At 55.2% G+C, this 18,675-nt stretch carries 15 protein-coding genes and 1 pseudogene; 3 read left to right on the forward strand and 13 right to left on the reverse strand.

What is annotated here, in order from left to right:
* Position 1 precedes the first annotated feature (1 nt).
* A complete protein-coding gene (locus IB226_RS13745; RefSeq protein ID WP_192235924.1) occupies positions 2–1,453 on the reverse strand; it encodes a methyl-accepting chemotaxis protein in 1,452 nt (483 codons plus the stop codon).
* Between the two features lie 242 nt (positions 1,454–1,695).
* On the opposite strand from IB226_RS13745, the gene IB226_RS13750 reads away from it, so the two are divergent.
* Complete coding sequence (locus IB226_RS13750; RefSeq protein ID WP_192235926.1) at positions 1,696–2,622, forward strand: glycosyltransferase family 2 protein; 927 nt, start codon at positions 1,696–1,698, stop codon at positions 2,620–2,622.
* Between the two features lie 44 nt (positions 2,623–2,666).
* Here IB226_RS13750 and IB226_RS13755 read toward each other — a convergent pair whose 3' ends face one another.
* From IB226_RS13755 to IB226_RS13775, 5 genes are all read right to left on the reverse strand, one after another.
* Positions 2,667–3,914: an O-antigen ligase family protein gene (locus IB226_RS13755; protein ID WP_192235928.1), complete on the reverse strand. Its 1,248-nt coding sequence runs from the start codon at positions 3,912–3,914 to the stop codon at positions 2,667–2,669.
* On the reverse strand, positions 3,915–4,883 hold the full coding sequence (locus tag IB226_RS13760) for a glycosyltransferase family 8 protein (RefSeq protein WP_101762332.1): 969 nt from the start codon (positions 4,881–4,883) through the stop codon (positions 3,915–3,917).
* 197 nt (positions 4,884–5,080) lie between these two features.
* Positions 5,081–5,995, reverse strand: coding sequence for a substrate-binding domain-containing protein (locus IB226_RS13765; RefSeq protein ID WP_137385009.1), 915 nt, complete (start codon positions 5,993–5,995; stop codon positions 5,081–5,083).
* Between the two features lie 85 nt (positions 5,996–6,080).
* Entirely contained in the window at positions 6,081–6,860 is a 780-nt protein-coding gene (locus IB226_RS13770; RefSeq protein WP_192235930.1) for a TIM barrel protein, read from the reverse strand.
* The gene (locus IB226_RS13775) at positions 6,860–7,879 is read right to left on the reverse strand and encodes a Gfo/Idh/MocA family oxidoreductase (RefSeq protein ID WP_192235932.1); all 1,020 of its coding nucleotides are present in this window, start codon (positions 7,877–7,879) and stop codon (positions 6,860–6,862) included. The genes IB226_RS13770 and IB226_RS13775 overlap by 1 nt, the downstream gene beginning before the upstream one ends.
* Positions 7,880–8,076: 197 nt before the next feature.
* On the opposite strand from IB226_RS13775, the gene IB226_RS13780 reads away from it, so the two are divergent.
* Positions 8,077–10,032: a sigma-54-dependent Fis family transcriptional regulator gene (locus IB226_RS13780; protein WP_192235934.1), complete on the forward strand. Its 1,956-nt coding sequence runs from the start codon at positions 8,077–8,079 to the stop codon at positions 10,030–10,032.
* Between the two features lie 154 nt (positions 10,033–10,186).
* Here the strand turns inward: IB226_RS13780 and IB226_RS13785 are convergent, their stop codons facing one another.
* Genes IB226_RS13785 through IB226_RS13795 form a run of 3 tightly spaced genes read right to left on the reverse strand, consistent with a single transcriptional unit; the run spans position 10,187 to position 13,477 of the window.
* Complete coding sequence (locus tag IB226_RS13785; RefSeq protein WP_192235936.1) at positions 10,187–10,870, reverse strand: SDR family NAD(P)-dependent oxidoreductase; 684 nt, start codon at positions 10,868–10,870, stop codon at positions 10,187–10,189.
* The gene (locus IB226_RS13790) at positions 10,867–12,054 is read right to left on the reverse strand and encodes an exo-alpha-sialidase (RefSeq protein ID WP_192235938.1); all 1,188 of its coding nucleotides are present in this window, start codon (positions 12,052–12,054) and stop codon (positions 10,867–10,869) included. The genes IB226_RS13785 and IB226_RS13790 overlap by 4 nt, the downstream gene beginning before the upstream one ends.
* A gap of 1 nt (position 12,055) precedes the next feature.
* Positions 12,056–13,477: a sodium:solute symporter family protein gene (locus IB226_RS13795; RefSeq protein ID WP_137385003.1), complete on the reverse strand. Its 1,422-nt coding sequence runs from the start codon at positions 13,475–13,477 to the stop codon at positions 12,056–12,058.
* 269 nt (positions 13,478–13,746) lie between these two features.
* Between IB226_RS13795 and IB226_RS13800 the strand changes: the two are divergent.
* Positions 13,747–13,962 (forward strand): annotated as a pseudogene (locus tag IB226_RS13800) (isocitrate/isopropylmalate family dehydrogenase); the annotation flags it as partial.
* A 14-nt stretch (positions 13,963–13,976) separates the two neighbouring features.
* On the opposite strand, the gene IB226_RS13805 reads toward IB226_RS13800, so the two are convergent.
* From IB226_RS13805 to IB226_RS13820, 4 genes are all read right to left on the reverse strand, one after another.
* Entirely contained in the window at positions 13,977–15,305 is a 1,329-nt protein-coding gene (locus IB226_RS13805) for a glycoside hydrolase family 28 protein (protein ID WP_192235940.1), read from the reverse strand.
* A 79-nt stretch (positions 15,306–15,384) separates the two neighbouring features.
* Complete coding sequence (locus IB226_RS13810; protein ID WP_101762341.1) at positions 15,385–16,200, reverse strand: carbohydrate ABC transporter permease; 816 nt, start codon at positions 16,198–16,200, stop codon at positions 15,385–15,387.
* Positions 16,200–17,072: a carbohydrate ABC transporter permease gene (locus IB226_RS13815; RefSeq protein ID WP_101762375.1), complete on the reverse strand. Its 873-nt coding sequence runs from the start codon at positions 17,070–17,072 to the stop codon at positions 16,200–16,202. Before IB226_RS13815 ends, IB226_RS13810 begins: the two co-directional genes overlap by 1 nt.
* Before the next feature lie 59 nt (positions 17,073–17,131).
* The gene (locus IB226_RS13820; protein WP_008105576.1) at positions 17,132–18,475 is read right to left on the reverse strand and encodes an ABC transporter substrate-binding protein; all 1,344 of its coding nucleotides are present in this window, start codon (positions 18,473–18,475) and stop codon (positions 17,132–17,134) included.
* Positions 18,476–18,675: the final 200 nt, after the last annotated feature.

An 18,675-nucleotide genomic window follows, 5' to 3' on the forward strand; every position in this document is an offset into this window, starting at 1 on the left:
CTTATCCCAACTTAAATAACGAAATCGCCTGCTTCAGCGCATTGGCCTGCTGCTGTTGCTGCTGCGCCACTTGCAGCGTTTCGGCCACGTGCTGCACGTTATGATGCACGCTGTGATCAATGCTATTGATGCTCTGCTGAATCTGCTCAATGCTCAAATTCTGCTGCTCACTCATCGCCGACAGTTCCGTCACCAGCTGCGATAACCCGCTAATACTGCTGTGAATCTCGCGCATGGTTTGCGCCGCATGCTCCACCTGCACGGTGCCTTGTTCGGTGCTGGTGGAACTGGCATCCATCAGTTGACGGATTTCGCGTGCCGCACTTTCGCTGCGCATCGCCAGATTACGCACTTCGCTGGCGACCACGGCAAAACCGCGTCCCTGATTACCGGCACGCGCCGCTTCCACCGAGGCGTTCAGCGACAGAATGTTGGTTTGAAACGCAATGCCGTCGATCAGCTCCAGGATGATCTTCACCCTTCTCGACTCTTCGCTGATTTTCTCCATCGAGCGAATCGCCGACTGGATATTCTCTTCACCACGCGTCGCCACCGCGCGGGTTTCACTCGCCAGCTCGCACGCGCTTTGCGCTTTGTCCCGGGTTAAGCTGGCAGCGATACTGATTTCGCTCATGGCGCTGGCCGCCACTTCCAGCGCTTGCGCCTGCTCGTCGGTACGCGTCGAGAGCGCGGCGTTGCGCTCCAGAATGCTGTCGGATTCCGCCAGCAGTTGACCGACGCCGTCGCTGACCTGATGCAAAGTGCCGTGTAGGGTCCCAAGCGTAGTACTGAAGGTGCGCGCGAACGGCGTTTCACTCTGCTGAGTATCGGCACGCAGCGTGAGATAACCGGCTTGCTGATTAATGTGTGCCGCCAGTTGCGCCACTTCGCTGGCCGAGCGCGCATCCGCTGCCATCTGGCGTGCAATCACCAGCAGCATCGCGGTTTGCACCACGACAAACAGCGCGTGGAAAAACACCATGTCCCAGCCGGGATGATGAAACACCACCACGCCAAACAGATCATTTTCCTGCAGATAATTGAATAACACATGATGCGTGGCTGCCGCCGCAGCGCCCATCAATAACGGGCGCACATCTCGCCACGCCAGCAGCGCCGACATCAACACAAACACCGAGAAGTGGTATTCGGTTGCGCCACCGCCAACCTGAATAAGCAGCCCAGCCCAGCCGATTAACAGCGCGGATAAGACCAGCCGCGACGTAAGCGTACCGCGCAGCGCGGTGCCGAAAAACGTCGCCAGCAGCGCCAATACCAAACCCGCAATTAGCGCCACCAGCACGCTGTCATTTAGCCAGCCAACGCCAAGTGCAATCGGCAACAGCGCCCAACTGAGGAACACCGCCAGGCTATCCGCGCGCTGTGCGATACGTTTGAGCGAAACCATCTCCACCGGCGAAGCCGCCGGGCCTGACAAGGGCGTTGCGATCATGACATTTTTCCACACCAGAAGTTGATCGTAGAGCCCCAAAATCGTGGAGCAAAGCGCACGGACTCAGTGGTAAAAAACATCGGCAAGGCGGGAGGAAAGTTTAGTTGTGCTGATTAACGACGCGCAGAGCTGTGAGTATGATTACCTAAACCATGCAACACAATTTCATTCCCTTCAGCGTAGAAAGCGATAGACTTGTTAGCAATGAATGCTCTCAGAACATTAACGGATAGATGCTAACTATGGATTCACCTTGCACTCTCAGCGTCCTGGTCACGGCTCACAATTGCGAAAAATACATTGTTGAGACGTTAAACAGCCTCAAAAAGGCCTGCTCTGGCGTTGAGGATGCGGTCGAGGTTGTATTGGTGAATGACGCATCCACAGATAACACCAGCGCGTTGCTGCACAGCTTTGCCGCTTCATTCAGCCAGGTGAAAATTTTTGACGTGATGTTCCGTAACATCGGCAAAGTGAGAAATTTTGGCGTCAGCAAATGCAGCGGCCACTTCGTCACGATGCTGGATGGTGACGATCAGCTTTTGCCGAACTCTTTTGCTGACATCGTGCAATTTTTGCAGGCGCAACAACCCGATATTCTGCTGGCGCCGCTGAATGAAATTTATGAAAAGAAGACCAAACTACAGCAGTGGAAAGGTTTGCAGGTCAACGCCTTGTCGCAACATCAGGTGATTGAAAAATTCCTCATCCATCGTGATATTCAGGCGCATTTTATCGGTCAGTTTATTAAACGCTCGCTGTTGGAAGATAACCATTTCCCTGACTTCAGTTGCTACGAAGATGCGTATTTATTCCCCTCGATTCTGAAAGCCAGTCAGACGATATTTTTAGCGAAGCAGAGCCCGTATCTCTATTTCAAACGAGAAAAAAGTCTCTCCAGCGCGCTGGATGCCGATAAAATATCGATGCTGATCAAAGCCACGCAACAGATGGATAATGTGCTCGGTGAAAGCTACCGCAACCTGCTCGCTTGTCACTGGATCAATCTGGCGCATAAGTTTTATCCGCTGATTAACGATGAACATGAGAAACAGGTGGTGAAGCAGGCGATTGAAAACGTCTCTTTCGTTTCATTTTTGCTGGACAGTAAAGTCAGGTTTAGTTTGAAGAAAAAATATCTGAGAATGAAATTGCGGAGAATGGGCTGAAGCGTTGAGAAAATCGGTCGCCTTCAATGGCGACCTGACAAATATTAGAGATGCGTTCGGGGCTTATGCTGCATCAGCGCATAGCCCATAATAATCGATGCCATCAGAATAAACACTGAACTGCTTTGAATCCATACGGTATCGGTCAAACCGAATATAAAAATGGAAACAGGAAGCAGCGCGACATCCCATGCCCGACGACGCATTGCCGCCACAATTAAACCCACATAAAAAAGAATCAGGGTGACAGCACCCGCGATACCTTGCAGCGAAAGCGTTTCTAAAAAATCATCGTGCAAGTGATACATCACATTTTTATAAGCCTCAGGATTAGCGCGTTCATAGGTTTTAATATAAACGCGCGCTTTATCCGTTCTGTCATCCGGACTTTGCCCCAGCAGCGACCAGGAAACGCTGTGATAGCCACTTTTCCAGATCGAGAAGCGCGCACCAATTGAGGTATCATTATTTTTCTGATAGCTGTCTATTTCGTTCTGGATGTTGTCCAACCGATGCATAATGGAGCTGGGCATGAAGAACAGCCCCCCCGCAATGCAAAGAACTAAAATCACCAGCGAATATTTTCCTGCCCAGCGATGAACCAGATAAAAACAGAGCAAGTATAAAACGGGCAGCACCAACACCGCCGCACGTGACTCAGTGAGGAACATCAGCAGCATATTCACCACAAAGATAGCGGTGAACAGCAGAATTTGATTAAGGCGGCGAACTATCACCTTATTCACAATAAACAGGGCAGTTAATGCTAACGCCGTCATCAGGTATGAAACGGTACCGGCTGAATCTGTGAGTAATTTGATGCGTTGCTGCGTCTGAGCATGTTCGTACAAGCCGGCGCCCAGCGTCAGCAGCAAGCCAAAAATTAACAAGCACACGCTAATGCGCAGGACTTTCGCTGACAAACAGTGACGCCACGCAATGAAAAAATAGCTGACAAAAGCGGAGATAATGAAAAGTTTACCGCCCTGAAAATAGTTATCCACTACATCGCTAAAATAGGCATCGGCATAAACACGCGACCATATTACCCTGACTATTCCCAATAATAGAATGGGAATAGCGACGATGAAAGCACTCTTATCGATAATGAATTTTCTTTTTATTCCCTGGGCCAGCAGAAAAAATAGCGTTAAATAACCCACCAGATAAAATGTTTTCTTAGGATATGCGGGGATAACTAACGAGGTCGCAAATGCCAGGGTTAACAGCAAAAAGCACAGCTGATAAATATTACTTTCGGTTAACAGCGGCTTCAAACGTAAAGTCTGCACTCAAAAATACCTCATTTTAAAATACTTAATGCGCCAATAGAGTGCCGGCATCCATTGATGACTACGGAACAAAAATTTATACATTCTCTTCGCTTGTTGCGCGTTTTTCGGTGTTTCAAAAGAGACGTCGGCTAATGGCGAAATCTGATAAAGATCGCGATAGTAATGGCCAACGTGCTGTTGATTCCACCGCTGCCAGGGTTTATCGGCACCCGCATAATGCAATAAGCAGGTATTTTTCGGCACATCCTGTGTATAACCGCTATCATCGTGTGAGAGCATATTAATGGTGTTAAAGCGCGTTTCCGTAAATATCACACGATCCTCAAGCAACGTATTCAACGCATCCTGATCGAGATACTGGAATTGTTTTCCCTTTTCGCTAAGCAAATTAAAAGCGCGTTCACTGATCTGCTCGCGGTTCCACTTTTGAACATCAATCAGCATCATGCCGGCATTAAAATAGCGCTTTCCACGCAAGCCCACCTTTTCAGCCAACTGCGGTTGCAATGCCTGAATCTCGCCAACCACCAAGGCAATAACGTCAGCTGGCATGGCAATCTGCCATAATTCATCAAGAGGATTCAGACACACCATATCGGCATCGAGATAAAGCAATTTAGTGGCATGCGGCAAGATAAGCGGAGCGAGAAAACGATAATAGGTCGCGCGAGTGAACAACTCTGTGGTAGGGAACGCGCTAAACAAACTATCCTGAATATGATGCAGCGTTAACCCATGTGGCGATCCAGCGAATATTTTTTCCAGACGCGCAGTATCAACTGCAGATATTTCCGAAGAGATAAGATGAAAGTGATAACGAACATCATTGGCATGCTTGATTATCGACATGATGGTAATCAGCGAGTGGCCAATGAATTTACCATCAACACCAAAAAAAATATGCCGGTCGCTGTGCGCGGGAAAAAGGTGCTGAGAATTTATGGTGTTGAGAATCTCTTTATCCATCCTGCACTTCTCTCCGGTCGAAAGCATGCGTTCTGTTAATGCATCATGCCTGAGCAATCATTAACCAGAGACAATTCTGGTTGCAGCCGGAGTTTATCAGTCAGAGTTAGGCAAATAAAGCGAAGTGGAAGAGGAATAAATCGGGTTTCCAGCGTAAAACTCTCCTGCGAGCAGGAGAGTTTTGGTAAATAAAAATGTTATTTCGCCGCGAACTGCGCATAGTTCTCAGGCGTGATGGTTTGATACGGAATCCAGTTGAACTCCTGCACTTTCTGCTTCTCCAGCAGCGCTTTAGTCACCTGCACCGCGCCGGTCGCCTGCCCTTTCGCGTCCTGGAAAATGGTCAGCGTCATTTTGCCGTTCTTCACGAACTGCTGACCATCCGGCGTGCCGTCGATACCGGCGACCAAAATCTTCTCATTTTTCGCCTGGTTGAGCGCCATGATGGCACCAATCGCCATTTCATCATTATTCGCCGCGATAGCGTCAATCGGGCGCTGATTCAGCAGCCAGCTCGATACCACATCCACCGCTTCGTTGCGCTGCCATTTGGCGCTCTGCTTTTCAATCACCTTCATATCTTTGTATTTGGCAATCACGGCTTCCACCGCGCGGGTGCGTTCACGCGCTTCCTCATTCGACAGCGCGCCCATCAAAATCGCCACGTTACCTTTGTAATTCATCTTCTTCGCCAGCGCTTCCATCTGCATTTCTCCGCCCAACGCCGAGTCTGAACCAACATACGCCATGTCGCTTGGCAGTTTCACTTCTGGCTTACGATTGACGAAGATCAGCGGAATGCCGGCATTTTTCGCCGCGGTAATCATTGGCAATACGCCTTGAGTGTCCACCGGATTGAGGATGATGGCATCGACACCCTGATTAACAAAATCATCCACCTGCTGCACTTGCAGCGCGACATCGCCTTTGGCATCCACAAACTGGCTATTGAGCTGGTTAGCTTTCAGCTCTGCCTGCATCTGGGTGCGCAGAATCGAGACGAAGTTGAGATCGAAGTTCGCCAGCGCGACGCCGACGGTGAAGGTTTTAGCGCTCACGCTCAGGCTGAGCAGCAGCGCGCAGAGGCAAAGCATCACATTTCTGATGTTCATGGGTTAGTCCTGTAGGGTTAAGATATTATTATTCATTTCATGAAGTTAACGCCGGGCAACAGGCGAATACCCGGCGGTGGAACCGTTAAAGCGTGAAGTGATCGCGGAACTGCTGCAGCGCGGCGCCACTTTCGCCGCTGGCCCAGCCTTCCAGCGCCACGGTGCCCTGATAGCCAACATCGTGTAGCGCACGGGCGATGGCGCGATAGTTAATCTCGCCGGTGCCCGGCTGCTGACGCCCCGGCACATCGGCCACCTGAATTTCACCTATCGCCGAACCACAGCGGCGAATCAGTTCGATCAAATTGCCTTCGCCAATCTGCGCGTGATACAGGTCGAGGTTCATCTTTAGCGCCGGGCTGTTAACCGCTTCCACCAGCGCCAGCGTGTCGGCCGCCAGCGCGAACGGCGTACCGGGATGATCAACCGGCAAGTTAAGGTTCTCCAGCGTGAAGACGCGTCCGGCGCGCTCGCCCAGCTGCGCCACTTTGCGCAGCGTATCAGCCGCTTTCAGCCACATCGCGCCGGTCACCACGTCAACCGGTTTAACCGGCAAACCTTTGTCATCCAGTCCGGTACCGTGCAGGTTCAACGCCGGACAGTTGAGCCGCTCGGCCACCGCCAGCGATGCTTCAGCACTTTGCAGCAGTTGCTGAATCTCATCATCATCGGTCAGGTTGCCGCTGAGGTAGCCGGTCATCGAGGTGAAACGCGCGCCGGTTGCCGCCAGCGCATCGATATCTTTATTGGCCCAGCCCCAGATTTCGACGCCAAAGCCCAGTTCATGAATGCGTTTCACGCGCTCGACAAAAGGCAGATCGAGAAACACCATTTCGGCACATACCGACAGCTGATAACTGGCCATTAGCGACCTCCCAATTTGATGGGTTGCTGCTGCTGCACCGAGTCGATACAGGCCAGCGCGATTACCAGCGCGTTGCGTGCATCTTCACCGGTAGCGCGCGGCGTTTCGCCACTGCGAATGCAGCGGGCAAACTCGGCCATCTCCGCCACATAGGCTTCGCGCAGCAGGTCTGAATCCATGCGTGAGGTTTCAATCGTGATGCCATCCTGGTGATAGCGCACACAGTTGTTAACGTTGATGTGGCCCGCCTGCAGCATGCCTTTGCTGCCGAACACTTCGCCGCGCACATCGTAGCCGTATACCGCCTGGAAGTTGGCTTCAGCGGTGGCGATCGCGCCGTTATCAAAGCGGATGGTAACCACCGATGTGTCGAGCAAGCCTTTGTCTTTAAAATCCGGACGCACCAGCGCATCGGCCAGCGCATAGACTTCCACCGGCTTCGCGCCAGGGTTAAAGTGCAGCAGCGTGTCGAAATCGTGGATCAGCGTTTCAAGGAAGATCGTCCACTGTGGGATGCGCGAAGGATCGTGCAGGCCCGGATCGCGCGTCAGCGATCGGCTCAGCTGCGTGGTGCCATTTTCACCCGCTTTCACCGCCGCGATCGCTGCAGCAAAGCCGGAATCAAAGCGGCGGTTAAAACCGACCTGCAACACCACGCCGGCCGCTTTTGCGGCAGCAATTGCACGATCCGCCTCTTCCAGCGTTACCGCCATCGGCTTCTCACAGAACACATGTTTGCCCGCCTCGGCGGCAGCGATCACCCATTCGGCGTGCGTGCGCGCTGGCGCGGCAATCGCCACCGCCTCAATTTCGGGATCCTGCAGCAGCGCATGCAGATCGCTGTACGCTTTAGCGACGCCGAGCTTATTAGTCAGCGCGTCGGCCGCGCCCGGTTGCGGATCGGCCACCGCTGCGAGGATCGCACCCGGCACGCGCCAGGCCAGATTTTCCGCGTGGAAGCTGCCCATGCGACCGGCGCCAATCAGGCCGACGCGTACTGGCTTAAGATGAAATGTCATGACCTATTCCTTATTGTTTTGGATATGCTCATTCGAGCGTAGGGATGTGCAATCGGTAGTGCAAAGGCGATGCCAACTGCAATTCGCCGCTTTGTGTGAGGCATGACACAGATATTGCTCACAATTTGGCAACAAAATTTACATGTCAACTTCACATGTCAATAAAATGGACATTCCATCTTGTTCAGGAGTGTCACATGCGTGCCAGTGAGCGTTTGCCGTTTAAAGATGAAAGCGATCCGATCTTCAGCTTGCCGGACAGCGCGGAGGTGGGCGAATGGGATACGTTGTTGTGGCAGGGCTGGCACAGCTTCGAACGCGGTGAACAGCCCGGCTGGATGCGGCACAGCATTTTGCAGTCGTGGCGGCGATCGCAGCAGCGCGCGATCGATCCCGCCACCTTTGCCTATGTCTCGCCACCCGCTGCGGAACTGGCGGCGATCCTTGAGCACAATGCCGAGTTGATCCTCGCGGCGCGCAGCATCATGGAAAACCTGCTGGCGTATAACCCGGATGGCCACATCAATCTGACCGATGCGCAAGGCGTGACGCTGCACTTCTGCGGCGCGGATCTGACGCCGGTCGGCAGCATCCTGCGCGAAGAAGTGCTCGGCACCAATTGCACCGCGCGCTGCCTGATTGAGCAGCGGCTGGTGTACGTGTTGAGCGGCGAAAACTGGAAGCTGGATCTGCGCAAACGCCATCGCCAATGTGCTGCCGCACCTGTGCGCGATGCCAGCGGCCAGCTGCTGGGCGTACTCACGCTGACCGCCACGCCTGACAACTTTAATGCGCATACGCTCGGCACGGTGCAGGCGGCAGCGGAAGCGGTTGGTCAGCAGCTGATGCTGCGCCGTTTGCTGGCCGAGCAGCAGTCGATCCTCGAAACCCTGAACGAAGGCGTAATCGTCTGCGATCGTCACGGTCGCATCAAAACGCTGAATCGCTATGCGCGCCAGATCTTTAGCGGCCTCGATCCCAGCGCCGGACCGATCGACGTGCTGCTGCAACCGCAAGGCGGATCGCTGCTCACCATGCCGTTCTGCAATGACCGCGAGCTGCAATTTATGCCGGATGGCGTGCATCCCCTTTCCTGCCTGATTTCGCTGATGCCCGCGCCAGACGGCGGCCGCGTGCTGTCGCTGCGCGAGAATCAACGTATCCGCGCCATTACGCGCCGCGTGATGGGCGTCGGCGCCAGCTACACCTTTGAGATGATTCGCGGGCACGCGCCGCGCGTGCTGCAAGCGATTCAGAAAGCGCGCGCCAGCAGCCGCAGCGACAGCACGGTATTATTAACCGGCGAAAGCGGCACCGGTAAAGAGCTGTTCGCACAGGCGATTCACAACGCCAGCCCGCGCCAGCAGGAAGCCTTTATCGCGCTGAACTGCGGCGCATTGCCACGTGATTTAGTGCAGAGCGAACTGTTTGGCTATGTCGACGGCGCTTTTACCGGATCGCGACGCGGCGGCTCGGCAGGCAAATTTGAGCTGGCCGATGGCGGCACCTTGTTCCTTGATGAGATTGGCGAGATGCCGCTCGAGGCGCAAACCAGCCTGCTGCGCGTGCTGCAGGAGGGCGAAGTGGTGCGAATCGGCGCGGCCCATCCCATCAAGGTCAACGTGCGCATCATCGCCGCTACCCACTGCAATCTGCTGGATGCGGTGGAAAAAGGCGCGTTCCGCCGCGACCTCTACTATCGCCTGAATGTGATTTCGCTGGAGATCCCGCCGCTGCGCGAGCGTCAGGAGGATATTCCCGGCCTGGTGAATACCTTTATTCAGGCGCTCTGCACCCGGCTGAAGCGCATCGCGCCGCAGCTCTCCGCCGAGGCAATGCGCTGTTTGCAGGCGTGGCACTGGCCCGGCAACGTGCGTGAGCTGGAGAATCTGGTCGAGCGCATGGTGAATTTGTGTGAAGGGTTGGAGATTGAGCGCCACGATCTGCCGGAAGAGATGGTGCAGCGTAACGCGCCTGTCGCCAGCGAATTGACCTCGCTGCAGGAGAATGAGCGCCAGCATTTGATGCAGGTGGTGCGTGAGCAAAAAGGTAACCTGCGCCAGTCCGCGCAGCTGCTGGGGATTTCACGCACCGCGCTGTATAACAAGCTGCATCAGTGGCAGGTGGATGTGGCGGGATTGCGGCGCGGTTAGGTGCGACTTATTGCCCTCACCCCAGCCCTCTCCCACTGGGAGAGGGAGTTAGTCGGTGCACTATTCCATTCCTTCTCCCACTGGGAGAGGGAGCTAGTCGGTGCACTATTCAATTCCCTCTCCCTGTGGGAGAGGGTTAGGGTGAGGGAAAAAACTACAACGACGCCCCACCACAGATCACCAACTCCTGCCCGGTAATCGCATCGGCGGCAGGCGACAGCACAAACCCTGCCAGCGCCGCCACTTCCTGTGGCTTGATATAGCGCCCCATCGGCGGCAGCTTTGGGGGTGAACTGGCGCGGCCGGGCTGCAGCAGCATGGGCGTCTCCGTCGCCCCCGGCGCAATCACATTCACCGTGATGCCTTTGGGTGCCAGTTCCGCCGCCCAGCTGCGTGCCATGCCCACCATTGCCGCCTTGGTGCTCACGTACTGGCTGCGATTCGCCGCGCCGCGTGACGTGCGGCTGCCAACCAGCAAGATACGATCGCCCTGTGTCATCTGCGGCTGCAAGACATTTGCCATTATCTCCGCCACCTGCACGTGCAGGTACCACAAACGCGCGCTCTGCTTCTCATCCAGCTCACCGAGCGGCGCAGCCGCCATCATGCCTGCGGCATGCACCAGCGCATCCACCTTCGGCAGCGCCAGTAGCGCCTGCTTCAGCAGATTGGCATCCAACAGATCCACGCTGACCGAGGTGAACGCTGGATGATCGTTCTGCACCGACGTGCGGCTAAAACCGGTCACCTGCCAACCTTGTTGCAACAGATGATCGGCGATGGCGGCGCCTATGCCAGAGCTGACGCCAGTTACCAGCGCGTGTCGCTGCCTGCTCATCCTTTCACCCAGCTTTCATCGACGCGCACATATTTAATCGCCTGACGAAAATAGGTGTAAGCCACATGCAGCGCGCCATCGTCACTTTGTTTGATGCTCGGATAGGAGAACTCGCGGTTAAGCTTTTGCTGCGAATTATTGGTCATGCAGTAGCCGTCGCCCTCGTCGAAATTACGCTGCCATGGCCAGCTTTTGCCGCCATCGGCGGAAATCGCCAGCGTCATTGGCGCGCGGGGTGCGCCCCAAAACGCGCTGCGTCCGCTGTGCACCAGCGGCTCTGCCGCCACCGCCACATCGCCGTCATCCTCTTCATCTTCGATTTCGTCATACAGCGATAAGCGGCGCTCGCTGGCATCTCTGGCGCTCATGGCATTAAACACCAGCGCCAGATGGCCGTTGTGCAATGTCGTGACCTGAATCGACGAGTTGTTGTTTGGCAAGTCAGTCGCCAGCGGCGCACTCCAGCTTTCGCCGCCGTCGATCGAACGACTTTGATAGATGAAATCGGCCCAGCGGCTGCGATACAGCGCCAGTAAGCTGCCATCCTGCAGCAACGTGATGTTCATATGCACGCAGCCCAGGCTGTCTGGCACCGCCACATCGCGCCAGCTTTGGCCTTTATCACTGGAGATTTTCACCGCGCTGATATCATCGTTACCTACCCATTTCACGCCAGGATGAGTTCGGCAATAAAACACCGGCAGCAGCCAGTTACCATTTGGCAGCACCACAATCGGCTGGCGAATAAAGGTGCCGGGCTGATCGAGCAAGGTGTCGATTGCCCCCCAGCTGCGGCCAAAATCGCGTGACTGACGATAGCGCACAATCGCTGTGTCCTGATTGCCGGATTTCTGCGCCGTCCACAGCAGCCAAAGCACCTGTTCGGGATCGAGGAACAGCAGCGGATTTTGCTCCGATCGCGTGGGATCGTCAGAGAGTTTTTCCGCCTCGCTCCACTGTGTGCTGCCGCTTTTCAGCCGCGAGCACCACACAGAAATATCGGCGATCCCTTCCTGCGTGCCGCCAAACCACACACACAGCAAGTCGCCATTGGGTAGCGGCAGCAGATTCGCCGCATGGTTCTGCGGGCAGACCGAAGGCAGCATCGCCGTGAGCTGTTGCGCATCCTGCGCGTGCGGATGGAGGTTACCGCTGCGTTCAACGGTAAAGGTTAAATCACTCATTTCAGGCTCCACTGTTTTGCATTGAAGATTTCGGGGCTTTTTTCTCATGGGTTTGGCTTGAAGGGATCAGGCGGTCAATCACCATGATGACCGCAGGCGTGATCAACGCCACGTACATGTTGTTGATACCTAAAGGATCGCCGAGCAGATACCACACTGACGTCATGACGCACGCACCAATCAGGCCTGCATTGGCGCCGCGCGTGCTTTTAAAGAACGGCAGGTAAAAGGCGATGATTGCCACCACTGAAATCGACAGCCGAATAGCGCGGGTGAAGAAGGAGAGCTTCAACACTTCCGGCACGAACAGCACGAAAATCAGCGGCAGGAAACCGATCAGCAGCGACAGCCAGCGCGTCATGCGGAACTCACGCTCCGGCGTCGGATTGCGATAGGGCACGTAGAAATCTTTTACCACCAGCGAGGCAATCGCCAGCGCTACGGTGCTGACGCTGACAAAGATCGACGCCACGAGTGAGGTGGTGACAATCCCCGCCAGCCAGGGACTCATGTCCTGCAGGAACACCGGCAGCGCGTAGAGACTTTTAATATCGGGATGCAGGTATTTCGCCGCCACGCCAATCAGCGCGATAGCAATGGCAATCGGCATGCAGAAGAAGAACGCCACCCAGGTTGCACGTTTGGCGGACTCGGCACTTTTGGTCGAGGCAATCGCCTGAATCACAAACTGAGTACAGAAGATCGAGCCGATAGTACCGATCATCCAGGCGAAAATAGTGCTGCCGCCAACGTTGCCGTCCCACGTCCAGTAGAAATGCGGCATCTCTTTAATCATTGGGCTGACGCCGCCGGTCATGTGCAGGGCCACGCCGAGAATGATCAGAATACCGATATATTTCAGTCCGCTGTGCAGCAGCGTGACCCAGGCGATGCCTTTCATGCCGCCGAACATAAAATAGAACGTACTGACGATCGCGGTGATCACCGCAGCGGTAGTGAGATCGAGGTTGAGCACCGTGGAGATCGCCGCCGCACCGCTCACGTAGTTACCGACGTTAACCAGCAATAGCGCATAGATCATGATTAGCGAGATGATGTTTTTGGTGGAGTTGCCATAACGTTCAGCGATCGCCGCAGAGATGGTGATTTTGCCGGTATTGTAGATGCGCTTTACCAGCAAAAAACCAAACAGCGGGAAACCGATAGCGGCACCAATCACCGACCATGAAGCGGCAAAGCCATCTTCGAAAGCTGCCTGAGCCGTACCGATGGTGGATTTGGCGCCGATGTATTCCGACATCAGCATCACGCCCACCACAAATGCCGGCATCACATTGGAGCCAGCCATAAAGTCGCCGCTGTTTTTACTGCGCAGACGCCAGGTGAGCCAGGTGGTGAACAGGATGTACGCAATGACAATCCCGACAATAATCACCATCCCTTCTGTAGAAAATTGTTTCATTTCAGCCTCATCGATAACGTAGGGTCGTGGAACGCGCTGGGCTTCACGCGTCCCGTTGATGAGGTGGCCGATGTTGTTATTCACCGTGTCTACGCACTTCGCCACCCCACTTATGCTTATGATTCATTTCGCTCAAATAAGAATGAATTTACGCATATTAGAGGCGTTTTATAGGCTAAACAGGGCTTAATTTGTTTGAAGTTGCTCACAAAGCATCAAATATGATTACAAATAATCAAAATCAACGCATTAATTACAGCGCCTTTGAATCGGCACCCGACATCGCCGGTAAAGGCGTGAACAACCCGATTGGTCAGATTTGGAGTGGCGCGATGATGCTGGAGCACCTCGATTACGCCGAAGCGGGCGCAGCGGTGTTGGATGCCATCGAGCTTACGCTGGCGGCGGGCAACAGCCTGACGCGCGACCTCGACGGCCGCGCGTCAATCGAGGAGCTGGGCGCGGCTATCGCTGCTGCGTTGTAACATCCAGGCGTGCCCTAAAGAATCTGCACTGTTTCCGCATGCCAGCCGTGGGGCAACGGCTGCGGGCGCGTAATCACCACGTTATGCAACTGCAGATTCTCCACGCCGCGCGCAAACACGCCCGGCAAGCCATCCGGATAGGCGGCAACACCGTACGCTAAGCCCGATGCGCTATCCAGTTTGTACGCATTGTCCAAACCCATGCCGGTCGGCGATTCGGGATTACACGGCGGGCGCACATCGTAATGCCCTTGATCCGCAGCTGCTGCTAGCACTTGCCGCAGCTGCACATTCGCCAGCATCACATCACGAATCTGTCCCGGTTGTTCCGCATGCAGGTTAATTGCTCCTTCCATCACACCGCTGACGTTGCTGAATTGCAGTTGCTCAATGCTGCCCGGCGCTATCGCCGGATCGCGTGCGCGCACTGAAACAAACAGCGCATCGGCTTTACCCCAATGGCACGGCGGCGCGTGACGGCAGGCCAGCGTGATATTGCTGAACAGCAAACGGCGGAACTGGCCGCCATCGCGCGACAGCAAGCCAATCGCGCGGTTGGAATCAAAGAGGGTGCAGCCGGAGACGGTGACATCTTCCACATCATCGAAGGTTTCGGTGCCGATTTTGAACGCGCAGCTGTATGAGCGCAGCAGGCAGTTGCTGATCATGATTTGTCGCGCGGCACGTCGCAGATGCGCGGGTTTTTGGCTGGTTTTGATGCAGATGGCATCATCGGCCGCGCTCAGGTAGCTGTTGCTGACAAACACCGCTTCACAGCTGTCGATATCCAGCGCATCGGTGTTCGGCATGCTCATGCTGTTATTGATGGTGAGATGGTCGACATGTACATGGAGGCAACTCACCAGATGTACCGTCCACATCGGCGCCTGGATGATGGTGAAATCTTGCAGCGTCACCTGCTCGCAATCCTCAAACACCACGATGCGCGGGCGCTGCGCACGCGGCAGGCGATAACCCTGCTCGTCCTTTTCCGCAGCAAACCACGTATCGCCGTTACCGTCGATCACCCCTTTGCCACTGATGCTGATATTGCGCTGCCCGACGGCGTACAGCAGCACATGCTGCGACAGTTCAGCCTGGCTCTGTGCCAGCTGCTGCTGATAATCCTCAACGCGTGAGCTGGCGAGCAACGTGGCGCCCGCTTCGAGATGCAGATTAATGTTGGAACCCAGCGTTAGCGTGCCGAGATGATAGCGGCCAGGCGGCACTGATAAGGTGCCGCCGCCGCGCGTTGCCAGATGATTGAGTGCACGCTGGAAGCAGTGTGTATCCAGCGTTTCGCCATCGGCGATGGGATAGAAATCAGCCAGTGAAACGTGCATGCGGTTCTCCTGAATAGCGGCGATGCGCTATTGCAGCACGCGCCGCATGACCAAAACCTTTTGCTGGTGGACAAGATGGTTATTTCACCGCGCCTTCGGTGACGCCGCTGATAAATTTGCGCTGGAACACCAGGAACACCGCCACCAGCGGCAGGATGACAATCATCGCGCCCGCCATCAGCACCGGAATATCGATGGTGTTTTTATTCTGGAAAAACATCATGCCGATCGGCAAGGTGCGCAGCTCATCTTTATTCACCAGAATCAGCGGGATAAGGAACTCGTTCCACGTCCAGATAAACAGCAGCAGCGCCAGCGTGGACAGCGTTGGCCAAATCGCCGGCACCAGCAGGCCCCAGAGAATTTTGCGGCGTGATGCACCATCCATCACCGCCGCTTCCACCAGCTCGCGCGGCACCTGCTGCAACGCGGTGGCAATCATCAGCGTGGTAAACGGCAGCGACAAGGCAATTTGCGGCAGAATCAGCGCCAGATAGGTGTTGGTGAGGCCCATCCAGCGCAGCTCGTGATAGAGCGGAATAATAAAGGCTTCACTTGGTAGCACCATGCCAAGGCCCAGCAGCGCGGCAACCACCGTTTTGCCGGGGATCTTCAGCCAGGCAAAACCGAATCCCGCCAGAATGCCGAGCAGGATGCTGCAGATCACTACCGGAATCACCACCAGCACCGAATTCATGAAGTAGACGTTGAAATGTCCCTGCTGCCACGCGGTGATGTAGTTTTTGAAATTGAGCGACGAGGGCAAGGTAAACACGCCCTGAAATAGCTCCATCTGGGTTTTGAACGAGGTCATCAGCGCCATTAAAAACGGCAGGATGGTCATCAGCGCGACAATCCAGATCAGCGCGCGTGAGACAGTTGGCGTGCCGCGCATCAGTGACGCTCCCGTAGACATAGATGAATTAAGCCGTTGATCATTAACACAATCAGCATACTGAACACCGCCACGGCGGAGGCATAGCCGAAGTAGTGCAGGTCAAAGCCCTGCTTATACATAAAGATGTTGGTCACCATAGTGGACGTGCCCGGCCCGCCTTGCGTCATCACGTAAACCAGATCGAAAGCTTTCAAGCTGGCGATCACCGTCAGCAGCAGCGCGATACGCAGTTCCGGACGCAGCGACGGCAGCGTAATGCGCATAAATTTCTGGCGGCGTGATGAACCATCGAGATCGGCCGCTTCCAACAGCGACGGATCCATGCGTTGCAAGCCCGCCATAAACAGCACCAGGCAGAAACCGAAGAAGTACCAGGTGGCGACAAAGCCGACCGCGGGTAGCGCCCAGGTAAAATCGCCCAGCCACGACTTCGCCAGCTGCGGCAAACCCACGGCGCGCAGGAACTGATCGATAGGGCCAAACGCCGGGTTATACAGCCAGCGCCACACCACGCCAAGCACCGCCATCGGCATGATGTACGGCAGGAAGAAGAGAATACGCAGCACGCTGCGCTCTTTGTTATTACGCGTCTCATACAGGAAGCTGCACAGCAGCAGTCCAACGCCAATCGGAAACAGCGTGTAGAACAGCATCAGCAAGGCATTATTGCCGAGCGCCACCCAGAACACCGGATCCTGGAACATGCGCAGATAGTTACCCATGCCGATGAAAATCGGCCACGAGGTGCCGTCCCATTCGGTGAAGCTGATCCCTAACGAGGCCAACAGCGGCATCAGCAGAAACACCGCATACACCAGCACCGCGGGCAGAAGATAGAGCGCATTGCGCCAGGCAGATTTATTCAGCATAACCGTACTCGCTTGCGGGCCTGTTCGCGGCCCGGCCACTTATGCCGGGCCGTACGTCATCAGTGCTTGAGGGTTTTCAGGTAACGTTGATAGTTGTTATCGAAGTTGATCACCATCTGGTCGGCGGTTTGACGTCCCGCCAGCAGCAGCTGCACATTCTGATTCAGCTCGGCGTTCATGGTTGGCGTGGCCCAGTCGAGATAATGGCCGAGACCATCGTTGTCATTTAGCGTCACCCACACCTGATACGCTTCTGCCAGCAGCGGGTTATCCGCCGGAATCTGCGCATTTTTGCTGGTGCCGGCCGGCAGGAAGCCCACTTTTAGCCAGCGGTTCGCCATCTCATCTGAGACGATGTAATCGATGAACTTCGCTGCGGCATCCTGCTGCGCTTTGTCTTTGGCGGTGCTGGTGATAGAGAACGCCAGATCGGTGCCACCCACCATCAGCGGATGCTGCACGCCCTCGCCCGCTGGCATCGCAGCGAAGTGCAGATCTTTGTTGTCTTTAAACTGGCCGAGATACCAGGTTCCGCTCACCAGAAACGCTGCCTGACCATTCTGGAACAGGGTCGCCGCATCGTCGTGCCCAATGCCCTGGAAGCCGGGGAACAGATAGCCTTTGTCGTTCCAGCCTTTCATCAGGTTGGCGGCTTTCACCAGCTTGTCGTCTTTAAACGTGCCGCCCACGTCGTAAATCAGATCGTCGAGTTTTTTCCGGTCACTGCTCTCAATCTGCGCTTCCCACAAGGTGCTGAGCAGCTGCTGGCCCATGTTGCCGTCGAGCAGGCCGAGCATCATCGGCGGTGTGCCGGCGGCTTTGAGTTTCTCCATCGCCTGTTCGAGTTCCGGCAGGGTTTTAGGTACCGCGACACCGGCTTTATCCAGCAGCGCTTTGTTGTAGTACAAACCCACCATCTCGCCGAGGCTCGCTACGCCGTAGAGTTTGCCGCTGCCGAAATCTTGTTTATCTGACCAACGGTTACGCTTCAGGATCGAATCCGGGAAGCGCGTGGTCCAGCCGTAAGTTTTGGCGTAATCATCCAGCGGCCACAGCAGCTTGTCTTTCACCAGCGAGCCCATATCGCCGCCGCCCTGATTCACCTGGGCGATTTGCGGGCCGTCACCGGCGGTCAGCGCCAGCTTAAGCGGAATGCGCGTGTCTTCGAAGGAGTGCACCGAACGCTGAATCACAATGCCCGGATTCTTTTGCTGGAACGCTTTTACCGCTTCATCCACCGCTTCGGTCTGCTGCGGATAGTTGTAAATGTCCCACTCATTCAGGGTAACGGCCTGCGCGGCTGCCATGGTCGCACCGAGCAGAATCCCGGCGGAGACCAGACGCGACACCGTGCGCAGTGAACTTTGCAAACGGGAAGGACGATTGGTTGAATCACACATCATGCTCGGTTTCTCCAACAGATGACTGGCATCCCTTCATCTCGACACCTGCGATTCCCGGCAGGTTGATTCAGCAGCGACAACGCACATAATTCATACTTACTTTATGCACAAAAGAAAGTCAAACATCACCCCTGCGGAATTTTTGCTCTGTGATACAGTGCAAAGAGTAAGAAGAAAAGCCGCCAGAACAGCAGAGGATG

Origin of the sequence: Pantoea sp. PNT03 (assembly GCF_014852515.1) — a bacterium.
Classification (GTDB): domain Bacteria; phylum Pseudomonadota; class Gammaproteobacteria; order Enterobacterales; family Enterobacteriaceae; genus Pantoea; species Pantoea leporis.